The sequence below is a fragment of the Massilia sp. YIM B02763 genome (genome assembly GCF_030412015.1).
GTDB lineage: Bacteria > Pseudomonadota > Gammaproteobacteria > Burkholderiales > Burkholderiaceae_D > Telluria.
Map to the genome: position 1 here is coordinate 214,919 of NZ_JASNRD010000002.1, position 23,645 is coordinate 238,563.

Genomic DNA, 23,645 nt, shown 5'->3' on the forward strand with positions numbered 1-23,645 from the left:
GGCGACCTGGCCGGCGGTGGCCAGTACGGTGCGGCGGCAGGCGGAATCGGAAGTGGTCATGGCATTCGATCGCAAGGAAAACAAGGCCAATGTAGCGCACCTCGCCTCGCTTGTAAATGAGAATCATTATCAATCATCAGCGCGTGTGCGACAGCGTCGGCACTTGAAGTTGCTGAGCGTCAATTAAAGGTTCGCTTTCTTACCGAGCCATTTCTCGAAGGAATATTCTTATGCGCTGTAGTCGCCCGCTCATCCGGTACACTGTGCCGGTCGTCCGCAACCATTCACCGAGCTTGCCATGTCCTTCGACCTTTCCGATACCCTCGTGGTCGGCATTTCCGCCACCGCCCTGTTCGACCTGGCCGATGCCGATGCTGTCTACAAGGCGAAACACGCGAAGAATCCCCAGAATGCGCTGGAGGAATACCGTGCCTACATGCTCGAACGGGAGAACGAACCGCTGCGGGACGGCACCGGCATGGCCCTGGTGCGCGCCCTGCTCGGCCTGAACCGGCATGCGAGCGACGGCAAGCCGCTGGTCGAGGTCGTCGTCATGTCGCGCAACAGCCCGGAGACGGGCGTGCGCGTGTTCAACAACATCCGCTCGCGCGGGCTGCCGATCGCGCGCCACGCGTTCACGGGCGGCGAATCCGTCGTCGACTACCTGGATGCGTTCGCCGTCGACCTGTTCCTGACGACCAATGTCGACGATGCCCAGCGCGTGATCGACGCCAAGGCCTGCGCCGCCGCCGTCCTGAAACCGCCGCCGCTGTCGGGCGAGGCGCCGCCGGAAGACCAGGTGCGCATCGCCTTCGACGGCGACGCCGTGCTGTTCGACGATGCCAGCGAGCTGGTCTACAAGACCGAGGGACTGGACCGCTTCCACACGGTGGAGGACGAGAAGCGCAACGAGCCGATGAACGACGGGCCCTACGCGATCCTGCTGCGCAAGCTGGCGCGGCTGCAGGAGCGCCTGCCGTTCGGCGCGGACGTCTCGCCCGTGCGCATCGCCATCGTCACGGCGCGCAGCGCGCCGGCCGAGATGCGGGTCATCAATACGCTGCGCCACTGGGGCGTGTACGTAAACGAGATCTTCTTCCTCGGCGGCGTGCCCAAGTCCAAGATCGTCAAGGCCTTCCGCGCCCACCTGTTCTTCGACGACCAGGACCTGCACCTGGACCCGGCCGCCAAGCACGTCCCGTCCGGCCGCGTTCCCTATCGTTCGGACTCGCCCCTGTACACGGCCATGCCGATGCTGGCTCCGGAACCGCCACTGCTGGTCGAAAAAGTCGAGGCACCCTGAACGACGTGCGTGCATATGCATGCCCATATAGCAAAATATTATGACCAGGAAATGTAGCCGACTCATGCACACCAGCATGATTGGTTATAGAATGCGGTTCTTATATTCCACGGATGCATAAAGATGTCCGGGAAGCACTGACCAAGGACCCCATGAGCCTCTTCCTGATCCTGAACCTGGCGATTGCCGCCGCCGCCTGCGCCCTGTTGTATTTCATGCAGCAGCGCCATGTCTCCTTCACCAAGCGCGTGTTCACGGCCCTCGGCCTCGGGGTCGTGCTGGGCGCCGCGTTCCAGGGCGTGTACGGGACCGGCGCCCAGATCATCAAGGACACCAACGAGTACCTGGGCATCGTCGGCAGCGGCTACGTCAAGCTGCTGCAGATGATCGTCATGCCCCTGATCATGGTGTCGATCATCCAGGCCGTCCTCAAGCTGCGCAACGCCTCCTCGCTCGGCAAGATCAGTGCCCTCACCATCGGCACGCTGATGGCGACGACTGCTGTCGCGGCCACCATCGGCATCCTGATGGCCAAGCTGTACGGCCTGACGGCCGTGGGCCTCACGTCCAGCGCGGCCGAGGTCGCGCGCGGCGCCTACCTGGAAGGCAAGCTGGCCACCGCGCAGGAGATCTCGCTGCCGAAGATGATCCTGTCCTTCATCCCGGAAAATCCCTTCCTCGACATGACGGGCGTGCGCAATACCTCGACCATCGCCGTCGTGCTGTTCTCCATCTTCATCGGCGTCGCCGCCACCGGCATCGCCGGCAAGCAGCCGGACGTGTTCGAATCGTTCAGCCGCTTCATCCACGTCGCCCACGCCATCGTCATGCGCATGGTCACGCTGGTGCTGCGCCTGACGCCGTTCGGCGTGTTCGCCCTGATCACTCAGGTGCTGGCCAAGTCGAGCCTGCAGGACATCCTGAACCTGATCGGCTTCGTGGCCGCCTCGTACAGCGCGCTGATCCTGATGTTCGGCGTGCACTTGATCCTGGTGTCGCTGGCCGGCCTGAACCCGGCCCGCTACGTCAAGAAGATCTTCCCCGTGCTGGCCTTCGCCTTCACCTCGCGCACCTCGGCCGGCTCGATCCCGATGAGCGTGCAGACGCAGACGGCGCGCCTGGGCACGCCGGAAGGCATCGCCAACTTCGCCGCCAGCTTCGGCGCGACGATCGGCCAGAACGGCTGCGCCGGCATCTATCCGGCCATGCTGGCCGTCATGATCGCGCCGACCGTGGGCATCGACCCGTTCACCAGCCACTTCCTGCTGACGCTGGTCGGCATCGTCACCATCGGCTCGGTGGGCGTGGCCGGCGTCGGCGGGGGCGCCACGTTCGCCGCGCTGATCGTGCTGTCGGCCATGAATTTGCCCGTGGCGCTGGCGGGCCTGCTGATCTCGATCGAGCCGCTGATCGACATGGGCCGCACGGCGCTGAACGTCAGCGGCTCGATCACGGCCGGCACCCTCACCAGCCGCGTGCTGGGGCAGACCGACATGAAGGTCTTCGACAGCGACGCCGAGCTGAACCTCGACAGTGACCAGCAAGTAGCATGATTCCCTGATTTTCTGCGCACGTTTTCTCCCGGAATCGTGCGCAGACGTCCCGCCGAATCCGTCTATGATGATGTCATATCGTTATCGGATGCGGCTGGGTGATGGAACAAAAGTGGCCCCAAGAAATATGGCTGGTCAGGCACGGCCAGAGTGCCGGCAACGTCGCACGTGACGAGGCCGAGGCTGCGGCCGGCCTGTCGATCGACATCGCCGAGCGCGACGTCGACGTGCCCCTGTCCGAGCTCGGCGTGCGCCAATCGCAGGCGCTGGCCAACTGGTTCGCGGCCCTGCCGTCCGGCAGCCAGCCCAACGTGGTGCTGCACTCGCCCTATGTGCGCGCCGCCGAGACGGCGAATATCCTCATGCAGCGCATGGACCGCGACGAACTCCTCGCGGTGCACGCCGACGAGCGCCTGCGCGAAAAGGAATTCGGCATCCTCGACCGCCTCACCACGCATGGCATCGCCCACAAGTATCCCGAACTGTACGAACAGCGCCGCCACGTGGGCAAGTTCTATTTCCGTCCGCCCGGCGGCGAAAGCTGGTGCGACGTGATCCTGCGCCTGCGCGGCGTGCTCGAGACCATCACGCGCGAATACCCGCGCGAACGCGTGCTGATCGTCGGCCACCAGGTCATCGTCAACTGTTTCCGCTACCTGCTGGAACGGCTGGACGAGGCCACGATCCTGGCGCACGACCGCGCCGGCGATGTGCCGAACTGCTCCGTGACCTCCTATTCCTTCGATCCCACCCTGGGCAAGCGCGGCAAGCTGGCGCTGCGCCTGGTCAATTTCGTCGCCCCGCTCGAAGCAACCGGTACCCCGGTCACCGCCGGCAAGGATGTGCCGGCCGGTGCCAAGGCCTGAGACCTTCATTGACCATGACCATGACGCTGCCCACTCACGCCCGCCCGCGCGACGTCGATGCCAGCCTGCTGCGCAGCTGGGCGCTGCCCATGCCGTCCGGCGAAGGCGACAAGGAAGAACGGGGCCACGTGCTGGTGCTGGGCGGCTCGCGCGAGATGCCGGGCGCCGTGATCCTGGCCGCCACCGCGGCCCTGCGCGCCGGCGCCGGCAAGCTCACCATCGCGACCGGGCGCAGCGTGGCCCAGCTGGTCGCGCTCGCGATTCCCGAGTCGCGCGTGCTGGGCCTGGCCGAGACGGAGGCCGGCGGCTTTGCCGTCGACGCCGTGGCCGCGCTCGACCCGCTGGCCGACAAGATCAGCGCCATCCTGATCGGTCCCGGCATGCAGGACGAACACGCCACCGCGCGCCTCGTGCACGCGCTGCTGCCGCGCCTGGAAGGCGGCAACGTCAAGGTGCTGCTGGACGCCAACGCGATGGGCGCGCTGCTGTTCCCGCCGGCCGGCGCCGCGGCGCCGTTCCGCTTCGGCGCGCCGGTGCTGCTGACCCCGCATGCGGGCGAGATGGCGCACCTGACCGGCATCGCCAAGGAAGACATCTGCCTGGCCCCCGAACGCCATGCCTGCGAAGCGGCCGAACGCTGGAATGCCGTGGTCACCCTCAAGGGCGCACGCACCGTGATCGCCGCGCCGAGCGGCGAACGGTGGCAGCACGAAGGGGGCAATGTCGGCCTGGGCACGTCCGGCTCCGGCGACGTGCTTGCCGGCATCATCGCCGGCCTGGCGGCGCGCGGCGCCGACCTCGCCCAGGCCGCGGCCTGGGGCGTGGCGATGCATGCGCGTGCCGGCGTGAAATTGGCGGAACGCCTGGGTACGCTGGGCTACCTGGCGCGGGAATTGCCTGACGAAATCCCCGCCCTGCTCGAACAGGCCGCCGGCGACGGCGCCGACGTGCTCGCACGATCCGCCGGCATCGCCGGCATGAATTCAAGGGTTGAAAGATGACGATTCGACTCTTACCTAATTCGCAAGCAGCATCGCGGATGCGAATCGGTTCTCGTCGGCAAGGAGATATGCCGGCCGGGGCGGGTTCGAAAAGCAAAGGTGTGCAATCCGGCGAACTGGCCCGCAACACGCGGGTCAAATATGCACGCTCGGATTCGTGCACCCACGGGGCCGCGTTTCTCGGTTCCGCACTGGTTTCTGGCCCTACCGGCAAGAAGCCCCATAGGCGCCTCCGATCCCTCCAGCGCCTCACCTGGAGCCGGCGGCACGTAATAGACGTGAACGAGGAGTAAAACAAATGAAAGCACTCAACAACGCATCGAAAATTCTGTTTGCCGCAGCCCTGATGGCAAGTCTGGCTGCCTGCAAGAAGAACGACACCACCAGCACCACCGGCACGGGTGACACGACGGCAACGTCGCCGAGCACCAGCACCGGCACGAGCGGCACGACCGGCGCGACCGGCACCGACACGACCACCGGCGCGACCGGCACCACGGGCACCACCGGTACCGACGCCACCACCGGCGCCGGCGCAACGGGCACCGGCTCGAGCACCACCGGCACCACCGACACCACCGGCGGCGCAACCGGCGCGACCGGCACCACCGGCGGCACTTCGGGCACTGGCACCACCGGCACCTCGGGCTCGTCGGGTACCTCGGGCATGTCGGGCACCTCGGGCAGCGGCGCGGGCAACGACACGTCGAACACCGGTTCGACCGGCAATACGTCCAACACTGGCCGTTGATATCATGGTGTGCCAGCAAAGGGCCGGTACACGGTCCTTTGCCCACGCTGTACCGGCATGCATGCGTCGCCCCGTGCGGCGTAGGGTGGACGGCTATGCCGTCCACGCGGTGCTCGCTACGGTCCGCTATACCGTACGAGAAGATGAAAGCAATGCGTTTCGGCGTGCATGAGACGCTTGGACGCGTGGACGGCCTAGCCGTCCACCCTACGAAAAAGGCCTGCAATCGCAGGCCTTTTTCTCATGTCGCCAGACAGCCCGGTATCAGGCCGTCGCCGCCGGGCGGCGGCCGAAACCGAGCACGAACCGCCCCGCCTTGACGATCATGCGGTAGACGAAGCGCACCAGGGTCAGCGTGAGAATGGCTTCGACGAAGGTCATCACGAACGCCGGCAGCACGGTAAAGCGCTGGATGCGGCCGTTGAACTTGGCGACCATGCGGTCGCGGGCGATCTCGATGCTGTCGTAGAAGGTCGGCACGACCAGCAGCGTCAGCAGCGTCGAGGTGATCGTGCCGCCGATGATGGCGATGGCCAGCGGCTGGTAGAACTCGCCCGAGTCGCCCAGGGCCAGCGCCACCGGCAGCATGCCGGCGATCAGCGCGAACGTCGTCATCAGGATCGGACGCAGGCGGGCGCGGCCCGCTTCCATCAGCGCTTCCTCGCGGTCCATGCCCTCCGCTTCGCGGGTACGCGCCGCATCCAGCAGCAGGATCGCATTCTTGGCCACCAGGCCCATCAGCATGATGATGCCGATGAAGCTCATCAGGTTGAGCGTGCCGCCCGTCAGCAGCAGCGCCACGACCACGCCGATCAGCGACAGCGGCAGCGACATCATGACGCCCAGCGGCGCCGTGAACGAGCCGAACTGCATCACCAGCACCAGGTACATGAGGCCGATGCCCGAGACGAGCGCGATGCCCATCTGGGTGAACAGTTCCTGCTGGTCCTTGCTCTGGCCACCCAGCGACAGGCCGTAGCCGGGCGGGAAGTCCATCGTCTTGGCCAGCTTGATGGCGTCGTTCATGACTTCGCCGTTCGAGCGGCCCTGGGCGTTGGCGGAGACGCGCACGACGCGCTTGCCGTCCTTGTGCTCGATCGCGGACGGGCCCTTGCCCATCGTGATCTTGGCGATCTGGTCCAGCGGCACCATCATATTGCTGCCGGTGACGGGGATCGGCAGGCGCTCGATGTTCTCGGTGCCCACGCGGTCTTCCGGCGCCAGGCGCACGGCCACGTCGCGGGTCTCGCCGGTCGGGTCGACCCAGTCGCCGACCTCGATGCCGGCGAACGCGACGCGCAGCGCGGTGGCGGCGTCGCCCACCGAGATGCCCATCATGTTCGACAGGCCGCGGTCGAGCTCGATCTGCAGCTCGTCCTTCGGATCCTGCTGCGACAGCGTGACGTCGACGGCGCCCGGCACCTCGCGCAGCTTTTCCATGTAGGCATTGGTCAGCTCCATCAGCTTGCGCGAATCCGGACCGGTGAATTCGATCTGGATCGGCTTGCCGTTGCCGTTCATGTCGTCCGACACCGTATATTCGGCGCCGACCAGGCGCGCGATCTTGGCGCGCAGCTCGACGGCGACTTCGGCGGCGCTACGCTTGCGCTCGCTGCGCTTGCCGATGTCGACGTAGATCGTGCCGCCGCTCGACTTGATCGTGCTGTTGGTTTCCTTGGCTTCCGGCAGCGTGCGCGCCAGCACGGCCGCCTCTTCCATCTTCTTCTGCGCGTAGTACACGGAGGCCGAGGCCGGCGTGCGCACCTCGATCTGCAGCTGGCCGCTGTCCATCTTCGGCAGGAACGAGGTGCCGCCGAAGAAGAAATTCAGGGTCAGCGCGGCGATCAGGCTGGCGACGGCGATGAAGGCCATCCAGCGGCGGTGGTGCAGCGCCCAGGCGATCACGTGGCCGTAGCGGTCGGCCTGGCGGTCGAACCAGGTATTGAAGTGGACCAGGTATTTTTCCAGGCCCTTGCGCGGCGCATGGTGGTGGCCCGGCGGGTCGCCCCAGTAGGCCGACAGCATCGGGTCGAGCGTGAACGAGATCAGCAGGGACACGATCACCGAGCAGGTCACGGTCAGCGCGAACGGACGGAACCATTCGCCCGAGATGCCCGGCATGAAGGCGACGGGAATGAACACGGCCATGATCGAGAACGTCGTGGCGGCCACGGCCATGCCGATCTCGGCGGTACCCTCGAGGGCGGCCGTGCGGCGGTCGGACCCGTTTTCCATGTGGCGCACGATGTTCTCGCGCACCACGATCGCATCGTCGATCAGCACGCCGATCGCCAATGACAGGCCCAGCAGCGTCATGAAGTTCAGCGTGAAGCCGCACAGCCAGACGGCGATGAAGGCGGCCAGCACGGACGTCGGCAGCGACAGCGCCGTGATCAGCGTCGAGCGCCAGGAATTGAGGAAGGCGTACACGACGAAGATCGTCAGCACGGCGCCGAATACGAGCGACTCGACCACGTTGTTGAGACTGCTCTGGGCGTCCTCGCCGCCGTCGTAGGAAATGTCCAGCTTGGTACCGGCTGGCAAGTCCTTCTGGATCAGCTTGATTTCCTCGCGCACCTTCTTGGCGATCGACACGGTCGACGCCTCGCGCGAGCGGATGATCTGGATACTGACGTTCGGATGGCCGCTGCGGCTCGACAGGCTTTCCACTTCGGCGAAGCCGTCGCGGATGTCGGCCACCTGGTTCAGGCGCACGATGGTGTCGCCGTTACGCTTGACGACGACCTGGGAAAAGTCTTCCGGGCGCTCGATGCGGCCGACCAGGCGGATCCCCTTCTCGTCCAGCTCGCTCCTCACCTTGCCCACCGGCGCATTCGTGTTCTGGCGCGACAGCGCGTTCGTGACGTCGCTGACGGAGACGTTGTACTCGCGCAGTTTCTCCGCGTGGAGGAGCACCGAGAGTTCGCGGCGCAGCGAGCCGTTGACGTTGACGTTGGCCACGCCGTCGATGGCGCGCAGGCGGTCGGCCAGGTCGTCCTCGGCCAGGCGCGAGATCTCGGCATGGCTCTGGGTGCTCGACGACAGCGCCAGGTTCATGATGGGCTGCGAGGACGGGTCGACGCGGCGCAGCACGGGCTCGCGCATCTCGACCGGCAGCTTGTAGCGCACGGCGGCGATGGCGTTGCGCACGTCGTCGGACGCCTCGATCAGGTTGCGCTTGAAGTCGAAGCGCAGCACGATGGTCGCGCTGCCTTCGTTGGCATAGGAATTGACTTCGGTGACGCCGGTGATCGCCTGCATCTGCTTCTCGAGGCGTTCGATCAGTTCGCGCTCCGCGGTTTCCGGCGACGCGCCCGGATAGGGAATCGTCACCACGATGATCGGGATGTCGACGTCGGGGTTCTGGTTCACGCGCAGGTGGCTGAGCGCAAGCAAGCCCATGCACATCATCGCGATGATCAGGACGAGCGTCGCGACGGGCTTCTTGACGCTGAAATTGGACAGGAACATGGGGTTATCCTTTATCTACCCGGTCACTTGCCTTGCACGGCGCCGGTGCCGGCGGTGGCGACCTTGGCGGCCGCCATCTCGACCTTCTGGCCATCCTTCAGGTTCGAGTTCGGGTGGCGCAGCACGGTGTCGCCGATGGCCAGGCCCGACTTGATCTCGAAGTTGCCGGTGCGTTCGTCGCGCGCGCCCACGCCCAGGTCGGCCTTGGCCAGCGCGCCGTTCTTCACCTTCCAGGCGTAGGTCTTGTCGCCGTTGCGGATCATGGCCGATTCCGGCAGCGTCATGGCGTCGGAGACGGCGGCGTCGATGCGCCCTTCCGCATACAGGCCGGCCACGCGCGGCTGCTGCTCGCCCGTGAAGTTGACCAGCACCTCGACCTGGCGCGTGATGTCGTTGGCCGACGGGTCGATGCGCTTGACGACGCCGGCAAATTGCTGCTGGCCGTAGCCGTTGACGCGGAACATCACCGCCTGGCCGACCTTGACGGCGGCGATCTTGTCGGCCGAGACGCGGCCTTCGAAGCGCATGCTCTTGGGGTCGATCACTTTCAGGAGTTCCTTGCCGATCGACGCCGTGTCGCCCGGGGACACCTTGCGGTCGGACACGATGCCGTCGAACGGCGCGCGCACGATCGTGCGGTCCACCTGCTGGCGCGCGGCCACCAGGCGCGCCTTGGCGGCCGCCAGTTCGCTCTGGGCGGTGTTGCGGCGCACCTCGGCGTCGTCCAGCGCCTGGGCCGACGTCATGCCGGACGCGCGCAGCGTCTTCAGGCGCTCGAGCGCGCGCTGCGACTGTTCCAGCGCCTGGTTGGCGGCGCGCTGCGATTCCTCGGCCGACATCAGGCTGTCGCGGATCGAGGTTTCGTCGAGCTTGAGCAGCGCGTCGCCGCGCTTGACCGGCTCGCCATTCTCCTTGAGCACCTGCAGCACGATCGCGGACACCTCGGCGCGCAGGTCGGCGCGCCGCTCCGGCTGGATCGAGCCCGTGATCACGGGGCCGGACGCCAGCGCGGCGCTCTGCACCGTCAGCACGTCTTCCGGCGCCACCAGGAGCTGGACCGCCTTGGCGTCCTTCTTGCCGTCCGCCTGCGCGGCCGCGCTGTCGGGCTTGGGGGCATCCTTGCCTTTGCCGCAGGCGCTGAGGGCGGCGGCGATGGCAAGGACGAATAGGGTTTTGCGCAGCATGTCGTGGATCTCCCAGTGGACTCTGGATTTATTGGAATAAGAATGGAAAAAGCCAGCGCGCAGTATCGATTAGGCCGCCGGGCGCGTCAATCGAGGATAGTCGGAGTGCGGTTTTGGAGGGATGAACTGCATATGGAGGGGATGAAATGCAGCTTGTCGAGATTGAAATGCGACGGGGACGGACGGGGCGGACGCCCGCCGGACGTCCGGCTTGGCAATGCTGAAAACCAAATATACCGTCGTTCCTGCGAAGGCAGGAACCCATACGTCGCTTGCTGCTGACGCTCAGCATGGGTTCCTGCTGTCACAGGAACGACGTGGTGCTTATTTGACCAGCACGTGATAGATCAGATTGCCCATCAGGATACCGGTCACGATCCCGCCCCCGATCTCCACCAGCGTATGCCCCATGCGCTCGCGCAGCACCTTGAAGCCGTCCTTGCCGGCCGCCAGGCGGTTGATGGCCGCCGCCTGGCGTCCCACGTGCTGGCGCAGGCTGTTGGCGTCGATCATGACGATGAAGCACAGCGTGACCGCCACGCCGAAGGCCGGGTGGCCCATGCCTTCGCGCAGCGCGATCAGCGTGGCCATGCTGGTGACGGTGGCGCTGTGGTTGCTGGGAAAACCGCCGTTGCCGACCAGGTTGAACGCCCAGCGGCGCTGGCGCGCGCTGTTGATCAGGAATTTGATGGGGCCGACGACCAGCCAGGTCAGCACCGGAGTGACCAGATAAGTGAAATCCATGCGAGTCCTAAAACAAGGGGCAGCTAAAGAATAGATTGTCGGCCGGCATTATCGCAGAAGCAACCCATAGCGGCTATCCGCTGCGCCCGAAATTCCGGCTTACAAGGTAATATGCGAAATTACTGTGGCATTTCAGTCAACGGAGGAGTTTCATGCAACATTTCAGGCTGTCGTTCATCGTCACCGTGGTCCTGCTCGGGCTGGCGGCATGGTGGGGATTCGAGCACGGCGGCACCTCCGGACTGCTGCAGGCGCTGTGGATCGCGGCCGTGCTGGGCGTGCTCGAAGTGTCGCTGTCCTTCGACAATGCGGTCGTGAACGCGTCCGTGCTGCGCAACTGGAACGCCTTCTGGCGCAAGCTTTTCCTCACCGTCGGCATCCTGGTGGCCGTGTTCGGCATGCGCCTGCTGTTCCCCCTCTTGATCGTGTCGGTGGCGACGGGCCTGGGCCTGGTCGACGTCTGGCACATGGCGACCGCCAACCCGGACGAGTACGCGCGCCACCTGACCTCCAAGCACGCCGAGGTGGCGGCCTTCGGCGGCGCCTTCCTGTTGCTGGTCTTCCTCAACTTCCTGTTCGACGAAGAAAAGGAACTGCACTGGCTCGGCTGGATCGAAGAAAAACTGGGCCAGTACGGCACCGAGGGCCTGGCCATCCTGCTGACCCTGCTCGCCGTGATCGGCTGCATGAGCCTGGAGCCGGAAACGGCCAAGCTGCCCGTGCTGATCGCCGGCGTGGTGGGCGTGCTCGTCTACGTGGGCGTGGACTGGTTCAGCGGCCTGCTCGAGGAAGAGGAAGGGGAACCGGGCGTGGGCAAGATGATCTCGCAGGGCAGCATCGGCGGCTTCCTGTACCTGGAAGTGCTGGATGCCTCGTTCAGCTTCGACGGCGTGATCGGCGCCTTCGCCATCACCAAGGACGTCGTGATCATCATGCTGGGCCTGGCCATCGGCGCCATGTTCGTGCGTTCGCTGACCGTGTTCCTGGTGCACAAGGGCACGCTGGAGGAATTCGTCTTCCTCGAGCACGGCGCCCACTACGCGATCGGCATCCTGGCGCTGATCATGTTCGCCAGCGTCCAGTACCATATTCCCGAATGGTTCACCGGCCTGTCCGGCGTGGCCTTCATCCTCGTGTCGCTGTGGTCCTCGGTGCGTTACAAGAAGCGCGAGCAGATGGAGCACGCGGCCTGAGCTTTTTCACCCATCAGCGCAAAGGAAATCACATGGCAATCAGTCTGCAGAAAGGCGGCAACGTCAACCTGTCCAAGGAAGACCCGACCCTCCGCAAGGTCATCATCGGCCTGGGCTGGGATCCGCGCACGACCGACGGCGCCACCTTCGACCTCGACGGCAGCGCCTTCCTGCTGCGCGGCGACGGCAAGGTGCGCGGCGACAGCGATTTCATCTTCTACAACAACCTGAAATCGACCGACGGCTCCGTGCAGCACACGGGCGACAACCGCACGGGCCAGGGCGAAGGCGACGACGAGCGCGTGCAAGTGGACCTGACCCGCGTGCCGGCCGACGTCGAGAAGATCGCCTTCGCCGTCACCATCCACGAAGCGGACCAGCGCCGCCAGAACTTCGGCCAGGTGGCGCGCGCCTTCATCCGCTGCCTGAACGCGGAAGGCGAACGCGAGATCGCCCGCTACGACCTGTCGGAAGACAGCTCGACCGAGACGGCGATGATCTTCGGCGAACTGTACCGCTACGGCAGCGAGTGGAAATTCCGCGCCGTCGGCCAGGGCTACAACGGCGGCCTCGGCCCCCTGGCCCGCTCGTTCGGCGTCAACGTCTGACATTTTGACAATTTGCGCGCCCATCGGCAGAATGGGCGCGCCTTCCTTCCGGCTCAACCACTCATTCCGTCACCCATGCCGACTACCTTCCCGCGCCGTGCCACTGCCATCCTGGCCTCCGTCATCGTCGTCGTTGCCGCCCTCTTCGCCCTGTACCTGTGGGCTGCCCTGAACTGGTCGTATTCCGAAGGCGAACGCGCCGGCTACCTGCAGAAGCTGTCGCGCAAGGGCTGGCTGTGCAAGACCTGGGAAGGCGAGATCCTGCTGTCGAGCATGCCGGGCGCCATTCCCGAGCGCTTCGCCTTCACCGTGCGCGACGAGAACGTCGTCAGGCAGCTGCAATCGGCGATGGGCCAGCGCGTGCAGCTGACCTATTCGCAGCACGTGGGCCTGCCGACCAGCTGCTTCGGCGAGACGCCGTATTTCGTCGACAAGGCCGTGATCGGCGGCGCCAACCCCGTATCCCCAAGCGGCGGCATGTAGGACCGCCCCCGCACGCATGATCGAACGGCAGCCACGCGCTGCCGTTTTTCTTTGGTGCCATTGCCAAAAACCGGGCTCTGACCCCGGCTCTGACCCCGGTTTGACGGGGGCGCGATGTTGGGCGCAAACATCGTTGTTGCGGCTGGCAGTCGGCTGTTTTACACTCGCCCGGATATCGACACCCGCCCAGCGGGGCAGAGGACAGGAGACCAGATGCAGCAGAATGCCATCCGCAGGATCGTCATCGTCGGCGGCGGCACCGCCGGCTGGATGGCCGCCGCGCCGCTGGCCCGGCGCCTCGGCAAGCGCGCCGCGATCACGGTGGTGGAATCGCCCGACATCGGCACCATCGGCGTGGGCGAGGCGACGCTGCCAACCATCCGCTTCTACAACGCCGCGCTGGGCCTGGACGAGGCCGACTTCGTCCGCAAGACCCAGGCCAGCTACAAGCTCGGCATCGAATTCAAGGACTGGGGCCACCTGGGCAACCGCTTCTTCCACGGCTTCGGCGGCTTCGGCCCGAACGTGGACGGCCGCCCGCCGCACATGGCCTGGCTGCGCCTGGCGCGCACCTTCGACGCGATGCCGGACATCGAACACTGGTCGATCGCGTCCGTGATGGCGCGCCAACTCAAATTCACGCCGCCCGAGAACAGCCGGCCCGGCCTGACCGACGCGTATTCCTACGGTTTCCACTTCGACGCCGGCCTGTACGCCGCCTACCTGCGCGAGCACGCCGTCGGCCATGGCGCGCGGCGCGTGGAGGCGACCGTCGTCGGCGTCGACCAGCATCCGCACACGGGCTTCATCACGGCGCTGCGCCTGCGCGACGGCGGCCGCATCGAGGGCGACCTGTTCATCGACTGCTCGGGTTTCCGCGGCCTGCTGATCGAAGAGACCCTGAAGGCCGGCTACGAGGACTGGAGCGACTGGCTGCCCTGCAACAGCGCCCTCGCCGTCCCCAGCGCCCGCGTGCCCGGCCTGACGCCGTTCACCCGCTCCACGGCCAAGGGCGCCGGCTGGATCTGGCGCATCCCGCTGCAGCACCGCACCGGCAACGGCCACGTGTACAGCGACGCGTTCACGACGGACGAGCAGGCGCGCCGCGACCTCCTCGACGGCCTCGACGGCGAAGCGCTGGACGAGCCGCGCCAGCTGCGCTTCGTCACGGGCCGGCGCCGCAAGTCGTGGGTCAAGAATTGCGTGGCGGTGGGCCTGGCGGCCGGCTTCGTCGAGCCGCTCGAATCGACCAGCATCCACCTGATCGAGACGGCCGTCGGCAAGCTGATCGAGCTGTGGCCGGACGCCGACTTCCGCCCCGAGCTGGCCGAGGAATTCAACCGCGTGATGGGCATCCGCTACGAATCCGTGCGCGACTTCATCGTCCTGCACTACAAGCTCACGCGGCGCGCCGACACGCCGTTCTGGCGCCATTGCGCGGCCATGGCCATCCCCGATTCGCTGCGCCACCAGATCGCGCTGTTCCGCGAGACGGGGCGCGTGACGATCCTGGACCGCGACGGCTTCGCCGAGCCCTCCTTCGTCGCCATGCTGATGGGCCTGGGCGTGGTGCCGCAGCGCTACGATCCGTTCGTGGACGACGTCGACCTGCGCCAGCTGCACGGCCACTTCGCGGGCCTGCGCGACCTGATCGCGCAAACGGTCGCGCGCATGCCGGACCACGGGGCCTGGCTCGACGCCCGGGCGCGCACGCCCGCGCGCCGGTAAAGACAGGCATCGAACGGCCCTCGGTTACACTGGGGGCATGCCGACGTCCCCTCTTTCCGCCCGTCCCCGCGTCGCCCGGCTGCCATGGCGTGGCCGCACCCTGGAGCTCGAGCTGGCCTGGGTCGGCGCGGACGATTCGCCCTTCCCGCCCGTCGTGTTCCTGCACGAAGGCCTCGGATCGGTCTCGCTGTGGCGCGATTTTCCCGAACGCTTCTGCGCCGCCCACGGCTTCACGGGCCTCGTGTTCTCGCGCTACGGCTACGGCAACTCGACGCCGCGTCCGCACGAGGAACGCTGGGCCCCCGACTTCATGCACCGCCAGGCGCTCGAGGTATTGCCGGCCCTGTGCGCGCAGCTGGGCCTGGCGCGGCCCTGGCTGTTCGGCCACAGCGACGGCGCCTCGATCGCCCTGCTGGCCGCCGCCCACCTGGGCGACGCGCTGTCCGGCATCGTCGTGGCGGCGCCGCACATCGTCGTGGAAGACGTCACCATCGCGGCGATCCGCGCCGCGCGCGCCGCCTACCTGGAGGGCCCGCTGCGCGCGCGCCTCGCGCGCCACCATGCCGACGTCGACTCGGCATTCTGGGGCTGGAACGACGCCTGGCTGGCGCCTGCCTTCCGCGGCTGGAACATCGTGGACGAGGTCGCGCGCATCCGCATCCCCGTCCTTGCCATCCAGGGCGAGGACGACGAGTACGGGACGCTGGAACAGGTGCGCGGCATCGCCCGCGCCGTGCCCGGCGCCGAACTGCTGGTCCTGCCCGGCTGCGGCCACACGCCGCACCGCGACGCCGCCGGACAGGTGAGCGCCGCCGCGGGCCGCTTCATCGTCGACCACGGCGCCGCACATCACTCCGACTGATACATAAGATAAACAAACATTATTAGAATAGATGGTTGTTCCGCGCTAGGCTTGTGCCAAACAAGTGCGGCGCGGCGATCCCATCGACCGTCTCCGCCATGAACAGGAGACGAATGTGCAAGCTGTCGAGGAACGGTACGACTACCTCATCGTCGGCGGCGGGTCGGCCGGCTGCGTGCTGGCCAACCGCCTGTCGCAGGACCCCGGCGTGCGCGTCGCGCTGCTCGAAGCAGGCCCCGACACGCCGCCGGGCCACGTGCCGGAAGCGATCCGCGACAGCTATCCGATGCCCGTGTTCTGCGGCGAGCGCTATATCTGGCCGGAGCTGAAGGCCAGGGCCACGGCATGGGCGGCCCCCAAGGTCTACGAGCAGGGCCGCGTCATGGGCGGCGGATCCAGCATCAACGTGCAGGCCGCCAACCGTGGGCTGCCGCGCGACTACGACGAGTGGGCCGCGGGCGGCGCGGCCGGCTGGGCCTGGGACGACGTGCTGCCTTGGTTCCGCAAGCTGGAGCGCGACCTCGACTTCGGCGACTCTCCGCTGCACGGCGGCGACGGTCCCGTCGCGATCCGGCGCATCGGGCCGGATGCCTGGCCGCCGTTCTGCCACGCCTTCGCCGGCGGCCTCAAGGCCACGGGCCTGGACTATTTCCCCGACCAGAACGGGGAGTACCGCGACGGCTTCTTTCCCGCCGCCTTCTCGAACATCGACGATACCCGCGTCACCAGCGCCAGCGCCTACCTCGACGCGGCCGTGCGGCGCCGCCCCAACCTGCGCATCCACGCGAACGTCCAGGTCGAGCGCCTGCTGCTGGACGGACGCAGGGCGACGGGCGTGGCGGCGCGCGCCGCCGACGGCACTCTGCTGCGCCTCGCCGCGGCCGAAGTCATCGTCTCGGCCGGCGCCCTGCAGTCGCCCGCGCTGCTGCTGCGCGCCGGCATCGGCGACGGCGCGGCGCTGCAGCGCCTGCACATCCCCGTCGTGGCCGACCTGCAGGGCGTGGGCCGCAACCTGCAGGACCATCCGGCGCTGACCTTCTGCCACTTCCTGGCGCCGCGCTGGCGCATGCCCCTGTCGCGGCGGCGCGCCAGCATGACGGCGGCGCGCTTCTCGTCCGGCCTGGAGCAGGACGATCCCTCCGACATGTACCTGTCCAGCGCCACGCGCGCCGCCTGGCATGCGCTGGGCAACCGCCTCGGCCTGTTCTTCCTGTGGTGTAACCGGCCGTATTCGCGCGGGCGCGTGCGCCTGGCCTCGCCCGATCCGCGCTACGCGCCCGACGTCGACCTGAACCTGCTGGCCGACGAGCGCGACATGAAGCGCATGGCGATCGGCGTGCGCCGCCTGGCCGAGGTGGTGCGCCACAGCGCGCTGCACGCGCATCCCGGCGACTTCTTCCCGGCCGCGTTCTCGCCGCGCGTGAAAGCCCTGAGCCGCGTCTCGGCCGCCAACGCCTGGCTCACGCGCGTGCTGGGGCTGGGCCTGGACCTGCCGGCGCCGCTGCGCCGGCGCATCGTCGAACGCTTCGTCACGGGCGGCCAGCGCATGGATGCGCTGCTCGCCGACGAGGAGGCGCTGCACGCCTTCATCGGCCGCAGCGTGTTCGGCGTGTGGCATGCGAGCGGCACCTGCCGCATGGGCGCCGCCGCCGACCCGGACGCCGTCACCGACACGGAAGGTCGCGTGCACGGCGTGCAGGGCCTGCGCGTGGTCGACGCCTCGCTGATGCCGCGCCTGCCGTCGGCGAACACGAACATCCCGACCATCATGATGGCCGAAAAAATCGCCGGCGCCATCCGCGCGCGCCGGCGCGGCGTGGCGGAGCAGCCGCCGGCGCTGGCACGGGAACACTGACACAAGATCGCGATCAAGCGACACGAGAAAGCACCAGCAAGCACCAGCGCGGCGCCGTCCGGCGCCGCGATCCACGTGTACAAGGAGACGATGATGGCTGTAGTCACAAACCAAGAAGTATTCGCCGAACGGGAGCGCCAGCGCCACGTGATGAAGGCCGTGGTGGCCTCCTGCCTGGGCTGGTCGCTCGACCTGTACGACCTGTTCATCCTGCTGTTCGTGGCCCCGGTCATCGGCAGGCTGTTCTTCCCGTCCGAACATTCGATGCTGTCGCTGGCCGCCGTGTACGCGTCGTTCGGCGTCACGCTGCTGATGCGGCCCCTGGGCTCGGCGCTGTTCGGCTCCTTCGCCGACACCCATGGCCGCAAGCGCGCCATGATCGCCTCGATGATCGGCGTGGGCGTCTCGACCGCCGCCTTCGGCCTGCTGCCCACCGTGCACACGATCGGCGTGGCCGCGCCGATCCTGTTCATCATCCTCAAGCTCGTGCAGGGCGTGTTCGTCGGCGGCGTCGTCGCGGCCACGCACACGATCGGCACCGAGTCGGTGGCGCCGCGCTACCGCGGCGCCGTGTCCGGCCTGATCGGCGGCGGCGGCGCCGGCCTGGGCGCCCTGTTCGCCTCGCTGGCCTACCTGGGCATGTCGGCGCTGTTCCCGGGCGACGCCTTCGACGACTGGGGCTGGCGCTGCATGTTCTTCACGGGGATCGTCAGCGCCGTGCTGGGCATCACGATCTTCGGCAACCTCGAGGAGTCGCCGATGTTCAAGAAGCTGCAGGAAGCCAAGGCGAAGAACAAGGCCCGCAGCGCGCCCGCCGCGTCGCCGCTGCGCACCCTGTTTTCGCGCGACTACCGCAACATCCTGCTGGTCAACCTGCTGCTCACTATCGGCGGCGGCAGCGGCTACTACCTGACCTCCGGCTTCCTGCCCACCTACCTGAAGGTGGTCACCCACACGCCGGCGGAGACGGCCGGCTTCATCCTGATGTTGTCCAGCATCGGCGTCGTGATCGCGTCCATCGCCACCGGCCATGCGAGCACCTTCATCGGCCGCAAGAAGGCCTTCCTCGTCACGGGCGTGGCGCGCCTGCTCGCCCTGCCCGCGCTCGCCCTGGCCATGCCGCACACGAGCGGCACCGTGCAACTGGCGCTGTACGTGATCGCCTTCGGGGCGCTGGGCAGCATGGGCTATGCGCCGCTGCTGATCTTCCTGAACGAGCGCTTCCCGACCACGATCCGCGCCACCGGCACGGGCCTGTCGTGGAACATGGGATTCGCCATCGGCGGCATCATGCCGACCTTCGTCTCGCTGGCCTCGCCGCAGCCGGCCGACGTGCCGCTCACGCTGGCGATCTTCCTGGGCGGCATCAGCGCCGTGTTCCTGCTCGGCGCCCTGATCGTGCCGGAAACCGTCGGCAAGCTCGATGCGCCGGACCAGCCCACCGCCTGATGCATCACTCAGACTGATGCTGAAGATAATCAAACATTATTTGTCGTGATGGTTGGCTCTTCCTATACTGGACTTCAGACCATCGGCGCAGACCAAAGGCAAGCATCATGGAGATGAAAGTCATGCACCCGGCCCTCCAGGCCGACAGCGCGGCAGCCCAGCCGTTCACGGGCCGCCCCCTGCAGCGCATCGAGGACGTGTCGCTGCTCACGGGCCGCGGCCAGTTCGGCGACGACGCCGGCCTCAAGCCCGGTACTCTGCACGCGGCCATCGTGCGCTCGCCGCACGCCCACGCCGCCATCGAACGCATCGATACGGCGCGCGCCGCCGCCCTGCCGGGCGTGCGCGCCGTGCTCACCGGCGCCGACCTGGAAGCGTGGTCGAAACCCTTCGTCGTCGGCGTCAAGGCGCAGATGGAGATGTGGGCGCTGGCGCGCGAACGGGTGCGCTACGTCGGCGAGCCCGTCGCCGTGGTGGTGGCCGAGTCGCGCTACCTGGCCGAGGACGGCGCCGACCTGGTCGTCGTCGACTACACCCAGCTGCCGGCCGTGACCACGATCGACGAGGCCATCGCCGCCGATGCCGCCATCCTGCACGACGCCGTCGGCACGAATGTCGTGAGCGACCGCGACTTCCGCTACGGCGATCCGGAAACGGCGTTCGCCAACGCCCACCGCGTCGTCGAACTGACCCAGCGCTACCCGCGCAATTCCTGCACCCCGATCGAATGCGCCGTCGTCGTCGCCGACTGGCTGTCCGAGGAAGAAGGCTACGACGTCAGCTCGAATTTCATGGGACCGTTCTCGCTGCACACGGTGATGGCCCTCGCGCTGCGCGTGCCGGGCCACAAGCTGCGCCACCGCACCTTCCGCGATTCCGGCGGCAGCTTCGGCGTCAAGCACGCCGTGTTCCAGTACGCGGTGCTGATGTGCCTCGCGTCGCGCAAGGCCGGCGCCCCCGTCAAGTGGGCCGAGGACCGCCTCGAGCACCTGGCCGGCCTGACGTCGGCGACGAACCGCCTGTCGACGATCCGCGCCGCCGTCGATGCCGACGGCCGCATCGCGGCACTGGCCTACGACCAGTTCGACGACGTCGGCGGCTACCTGCGCGCGCCGGAGCCGGCCACCTTCTACCGCATGCACGGGGTGCTGACGGGCGCCTACGCGATCCCGAACCTGTCGGTGCGCAACCGCGTCGTGCTGACCAACAAGACCCCGGCCGGCCTGGTGCGCGGCTTCGGCGGCCCGCAGGTGTACATCGCGCTGGAACGGCTGATGCAACGCATCGCCGTCGAGCTGGACCTCGACCCCGTCGACGTCTACCGGCGCAACTTCATCCCGGCCGACGCCTTTCCCTACCAGGCCGCGGCCGGCGCCCTGATCGACTCGGGCAACTACCAGCGCGCGCTCGACCTGGCCATCGACGAAGGCGGCCTGGCCGAACTGCGCGCGCGGCGCGACGCCGCGCGCGCCGAAGGAAGGCTGTACGGCATCGGCTTTGCCGCCATCGTCGAGCCGTCGATCTCGAACATGGGCTACATCACGACGGTGCTGCCGAAGGAAGCGCGCGCCAAGGCCGGGCCGAAGAACGGCGCCATCGCCTCGGCCACCGTGGGCATCGACCCGCTCGGCGGCGTCAACGTCGTCATCGCCTCGGCGCCGGCCGGACAGGGCCACCGCACCGTCTGCGCCCAGGTCGTGGCCGACGCGCTGGGACTGCAGCCGGACCAGGTCGCCGTCAACGTCGAATTCGACACGCAGAAGGATGCCTGGTCGGTCGCCGCCGGCAATTATTCGAGCCGCTTCGCCGGCGCCGTGGCCGGCACCGTGCACCTGGCCGCGATGAAGCTGCGCGCCAGGCTGGCCGCCATCGCCGCGCCGCAGCTGGGCTGCGCCGACGCCGACGTCGTGTTCGAGGGCGGCAAGGTATTCGCCGCCGGCGCGCCCGAGAAAGCGCTGCCGTTCCTGCGCATGGCCGCCAGCCCCCACTGGGCGCCGGCGCTGCTGCCGCCGGGCGCCGAGCCGGGCATGCGCGAGACGGCGTTCTGGACCGCCGGGACGCTGGGCGCGCCGGACGAGCAGGACCGCGTGAACACCTCGGCGGCCTACGGCTTCGCCTTCGACCTGTGCGGCGTGGAAGTCGACCGCCACACGGGCCGCATCCGCATCGACCGCTACGTGACCACGCACGACGCCGGCAAGCTCCTGAATCCGGCACTGGCCGACGGCCAGATCCGCGGCGCCTTCGCGCAGGGGCTGGGCGCCGCGCTGATGGAAGAATTCCGCTACGGCGAGGACGGCAGCTTCCAGTCCGGCACCTTCGCCGACTACCTGGTGCCGACCACCTGCGAAGTGCCGGAGCCGCGCATCATCCACCTGGAGACGCCGTCGCCGTTCACGCCGCTGGGCGCCAAGGGCCTCGGCGAAGGCAACAATATGAGCACGCCGCCGTGCATCGCGAACGCCGTCGCCGACGCGCTGGGCGTGGCCGACCTGACGCTGCCGCTGACGCCATCGAAGGTGATGGACCTGATCGGCGCCGACGAGCCGCCGCCCTCGCCCGCATTGGCGGCGCGCCAGGCGGCGCAGGCGCGCAGCGAACCGGCGCCCGCCGATGGCGCAACAACCAAGGGCGGCAAGGCGCTGGCCGCGCGCGGCGAGGTCGTACTCGACGCGCCGCCCGAGGCCGTGTTCCGGGTGCTGCTCGACCCCATTGCACTGGCCAAGGTCATCCCCGGCTGCAATGCCCTCGACCCCGTCGGCGCGCACCGCTACCGCGCCGACGTGACGGTGGGCGTGGGCCTGATCAAGGCGCGCTACGCGGCCGAGGTGGCCCTGTCCGAACTCGATCCGCCGCGCAGCCTGCGCCTGGCCGGTTCCGGCCTGTCCTCCGTTGGCAGCGCGCGCGGCAGCGGCCTCGTGACGCTGGAAGCGAAGGACGGCGGCACGCTGCTGCATTACGACTACGCCGCCGAAGTCTCCGGCAAGGTGGCCGCCGTGGGCAGCCGCATGCTGGAAGGCGCCGCCAAGATCGTGCTGAACCAGCTGTTCGAACAACTGGGCCGCGAGGCCGGCGGCAAGGGCGCCGCCACGGACGCCAGCGCCGCACCGCGGTCCAGCCTGTGGCAAAAGATCAAAGCCCTGTTTGGAGGACGCGCATGAAACCGCAAGCATTCGACTACGCCCGGCCCGACAGCGCCGACGAGGCGGTGGCCCTGCTGGCCGACGCCGGCGACGAGGGACGCATCCTGGCTGGCGGCCAGTCGCTGATGGCCGTGCTGAACCTGCGCCTGGCGCAGCCGGGCGTCCTGATCGACATCTCGCGCCTGCCGGACCTGGACTACGTGCGCGCCGACCGGGGCATGCTCGCCATCGGCGCCGCCGCCACCCAGGGCAGCGTCGAATGGCGCGCCGGGCTGGCGAACGAGGTGCCGCTGCTGGCGCAGGCCTTCCCGCACATCTCGCACTTCCAGATCCGCAACCGCGGCACCGTATGCGGCTCCATCGCCCACGCCGACCCGAGCGCCGAACTGCCCCTGTGCCTGCTGGCGCTGGAGGGAGAGGTCGTGCTGCGCAGCCGCGCCAGGCGGCGCACGGTGGCGGCGGCGGACTTCTTCCAGGGCATGCTGCTGACGGCGCGCGCCGCCGACGAACTGGTCGAGGAAGCGCGCTACCCGCTGCTGCAACCGGGCACCGGCTACGCGTTCGAGGAATTCTCGGGCCGCCACGGCGACTTCGCCGTGTGCGCGGTGGCCGCCGTGGTGCGGCCCGACGGCATCCGCCTGGCCGTGGGCGGCGTCTCCGACCGCCCGCGCGTGGCCAGCTGGCCGCGCCTGGCCGGCGCCGACCTGGACGCCGCCATCAACGACTTCGCGTGGGAACTGGGAGCCAAGGACGACCACCACGCCTCGGCCAAGTTCCGCAGACAACTGGTGCGCCACCTGGGCCGCACCGCCATCGACAAGGCATCGTCATGAAGACCTACGACAAGAGCGCCCCCGTGCGCATCGAGCTGGTATTGAACGGCCAGCGCCGCAGCGGCCTGGCCGAACCGCGCACCCTGCTGTCCGACTTCCTGCGCCACGAGCTGGGCGCCACCGGCACCCACGTGGGCTGCGAGCACGGCGTGTGCGGCGCCTGCACGGTGCTCGTCGACGGCGTCGCCGCGCGCTCTTGCATGAGCCTTGCCGTGCAGGCCGAAGGACGCGAGATCGAGACCGTCGAGGGCCTGAACCGCGCGGCGGACGGCCTGTCCGACCTGCAGCAGGCGTTCCGCCGCAACCACGCGCTGCAGTGCGGCTTCTGCACGGCCGGCATCCTGATGTCCTGCGCCGACTACCTGCAGCGCAAGCCCGACCCGAGCGAGCAGGAGGTGCGCGAGATGCTGTCCGGCCACCTGTGCCGCTGCACTGGTTATACGAACATCGTCAAGGCCGTGCTGGAGACGGCGGCGGCACGCCTGGGGCGGCCCGTCGACGTGGCTCCGGACACAAGCCCCGGCCACGCCGGCCTCGGCCCCGTCGAACAAGCCAGGCTGGTCGACGCCTGACACCGCGCACTGAGCGCGCAATACACAGAAAACGTCAAACAAAGGA

The 23,645-nt window shown here is 68.0% G+C and carries 18 protein-coding genes; 15 read left to right on the top strand and 3 right to left on the bottom strand.

The features are described from left to right. Positions 1-298: 298 nt before the first annotated feature. The 5 genes from QPK32_RS04490 (at position 299) to QPK32_RS04510 (ending at position 5,474) form a co-directional block, all read left to right on the top strand. Entirely contained in the window at positions 299-1,303 is a 1,005-nt protein-coding gene (locus tag QPK32_RS04490; RefSeq protein ID WP_290411571.1) for a 5'-nucleotidase, read from the top strand. A gap of 152 nt (positions 1,304-1,455) precedes the next feature. Next, positions 1,456-2,856 carry an L-cystine transporter gene (locus tag QPK32_RS04495; RefSeq protein WP_290411572.1) on the top strand — a complete coding sequence of 467 codons (1,401 nt, stop codon included), beginning with the start codon at positions 1,456-1,458 and terminating at the stop codon, positions 2,854-2,856. 101 nt (positions 2,857-2,957) lie between these two features. Continuing rightward, positions 2,958-3,722 (top strand): histidine phosphatase family protein, encoded by a 765-nt coding sequence (locus QPK32_RS04500; protein ID WP_290411801.1) that lies wholly within the window; start codon positions 2,958-2,960, stop codon positions 3,720-3,722. Between the two features lie 20 nt (positions 3,723-3,742). Further along, positions 3,743-4,723 (top strand): NAD(P)H-hydrate dehydratase, encoded by a 981-nt coding sequence (locus QPK32_RS04505; RefSeq protein WP_290411573.1) that lies wholly within the window; start codon positions 3,743-3,745, stop codon positions 4,721-4,723. A 346-nt stretch (positions 4,724-5,069) separates the two neighbouring features. After that, positions 5,070-5,474, top strand: a complete 405-nt coding sequence (locus tag QPK32_RS04510) for a hypothetical protein (protein WP_290411574.1) — start codon at positions 5,070-5,072, stop codon at positions 5,472-5,474. A gap of 264 nt (positions 5,475-5,738) precedes the next feature. On the opposite strand, the gene QPK32_RS04515 is transcribed toward QPK32_RS04510, so the two are convergent. From QPK32_RS04515 to QPK32_RS04525, 3 genes are all read right to left on the bottom strand, one after another. Next, positions 5,739-8,945: an efflux RND transporter permease subunit gene (locus tag QPK32_RS04515; RefSeq protein WP_290411575.1), complete on the bottom strand. Its 3,207-nt coding sequence runs from the start codon at positions 8,943-8,945 to the stop codon at positions 5,739-5,741. A 23-nt stretch (positions 8,946-8,968) separates the two neighbouring features. Further along, positions 8,969-10,129, bottom strand: coding sequence for an efflux RND transporter periplasmic adaptor subunit (locus QPK32_RS04520; protein WP_290411576.1), 1,161 nt, complete (start codon positions 10,127-10,129; stop codon positions 8,969-8,971). Positions 10,130-10,453: 324 nt separating this feature from the next. Continuing rightward, positions 10,454-10,873: a divergent PAP2 family protein gene (locus tag QPK32_RS04525; protein WP_290411577.1), complete on the bottom strand. Its 420-nt coding sequence runs from the start codon at positions 10,871-10,873 to the stop codon at positions 10,454-10,456. A gap of 152 nt (positions 10,874-11,025) precedes the next feature. Here QPK32_RS04525 and QPK32_RS04530 point away from each other — a divergent pair, with 152 nt between their 5' ends. The 10 genes from QPK32_RS04530 to QPK32_RS04575 all read left to right on the top strand — a co-directional run bounded on the left by QPK32_RS04530 (position 11,026) and on the right by QPK32_RS04575 (position 23,599). Next, entirely contained in the window at positions 11,026-12,066 is a 1,041-nt protein-coding gene (locus QPK32_RS04530) for a DUF475 domain-containing protein (protein WP_290411578.1), read from the top strand. A gap of 32 nt (positions 12,067-12,098) precedes the next feature. After that, on the top strand, positions 12,099-12,674 hold the full coding sequence (locus QPK32_RS04535) for a TerD family protein (RefSeq protein WP_290411579.1): 576 nt from the start codon (positions 12,099-12,101) through the stop codon (positions 12,672-12,674). A 75-nt stretch (positions 12,675-12,749) separates the two neighbouring features. Continuing rightward, positions 12,750-13,157 (top strand): hypothetical protein, encoded by a 408-nt coding sequence (locus tag QPK32_RS04540; RefSeq protein WP_290411580.1) that lies wholly within the window; start codon positions 12,750-12,752, stop codon positions 13,155-13,157. A gap of 213 nt (positions 13,158-13,370) precedes the next feature. Beyond that, positions 13,371-14,885, top strand: a complete 1,515-nt coding sequence (locus QPK32_RS04545; RefSeq protein WP_290411581.1) for a tryptophan halogenase family protein — start codon at positions 13,371-13,373, stop codon at positions 14,883-14,885. 37 nt (positions 14,886-14,922) lie between these two features. Beyond that, entirely contained in the window at positions 14,923-15,747 is an 825-nt protein-coding gene (locus QPK32_RS04550) for an alpha/beta fold hydrolase (protein ID WP_290411582.1), read from the top strand. A 115-nt stretch (positions 15,748-15,862) separates the two neighbouring features. After that, positions 15,863-17,602 carry a GMC family oxidoreductase N-terminal domain-containing protein gene (locus QPK32_RS04555; RefSeq protein ID WP_290411583.1) on the top strand — a complete coding sequence of 580 codons (1,740 nt, stop codon included), beginning with the start codon at positions 15,863-15,865 and terminating at the stop codon, positions 17,600-17,602. Positions 17,603-17,695: 93 nt separating this feature from the next. Next, positions 17,696-19,051 (top strand): MFS transporter, encoded by a 1,356-nt coding sequence (locus QPK32_RS04560; protein WP_290411584.1) that lies wholly within the window; start codon positions 17,696-17,698, stop codon positions 19,049-19,051. A gap of 107 nt (positions 19,052-19,158) precedes the next feature. After that, a complete protein-coding gene (locus tag QPK32_RS04565) occupies positions 19,159-22,212 on the top strand; it encodes a molybdopterin cofactor-binding domain-containing protein (protein ID WP_374046697.1) in 3,054 nt (1,017 codons plus the stop codon). Beyond that, complete coding sequence (locus QPK32_RS04570) at positions 22,209-23,027, top strand: xanthine dehydrogenase family protein subunit M (RefSeq protein ID WP_290411585.1); 819 nt, start codon at positions 22,209-22,211, stop codon at positions 23,025-23,027. The genes QPK32_RS04565 and QPK32_RS04570 overlap by 4 nt, the downstream gene beginning before the upstream one ends. Then, positions 23,024-23,599, top strand: a complete 576-nt coding sequence (locus QPK32_RS04575; protein ID WP_290411586.1) for a (2Fe-2S)-binding protein — start codon at positions 23,024-23,026, stop codon at positions 23,597-23,599. The genes QPK32_RS04570 and QPK32_RS04575 overlap by 4 nt, the downstream gene beginning before the upstream one ends. The last annotated feature ends 46 nt before the right edge of the window (positions 23,600-23,645 follow it).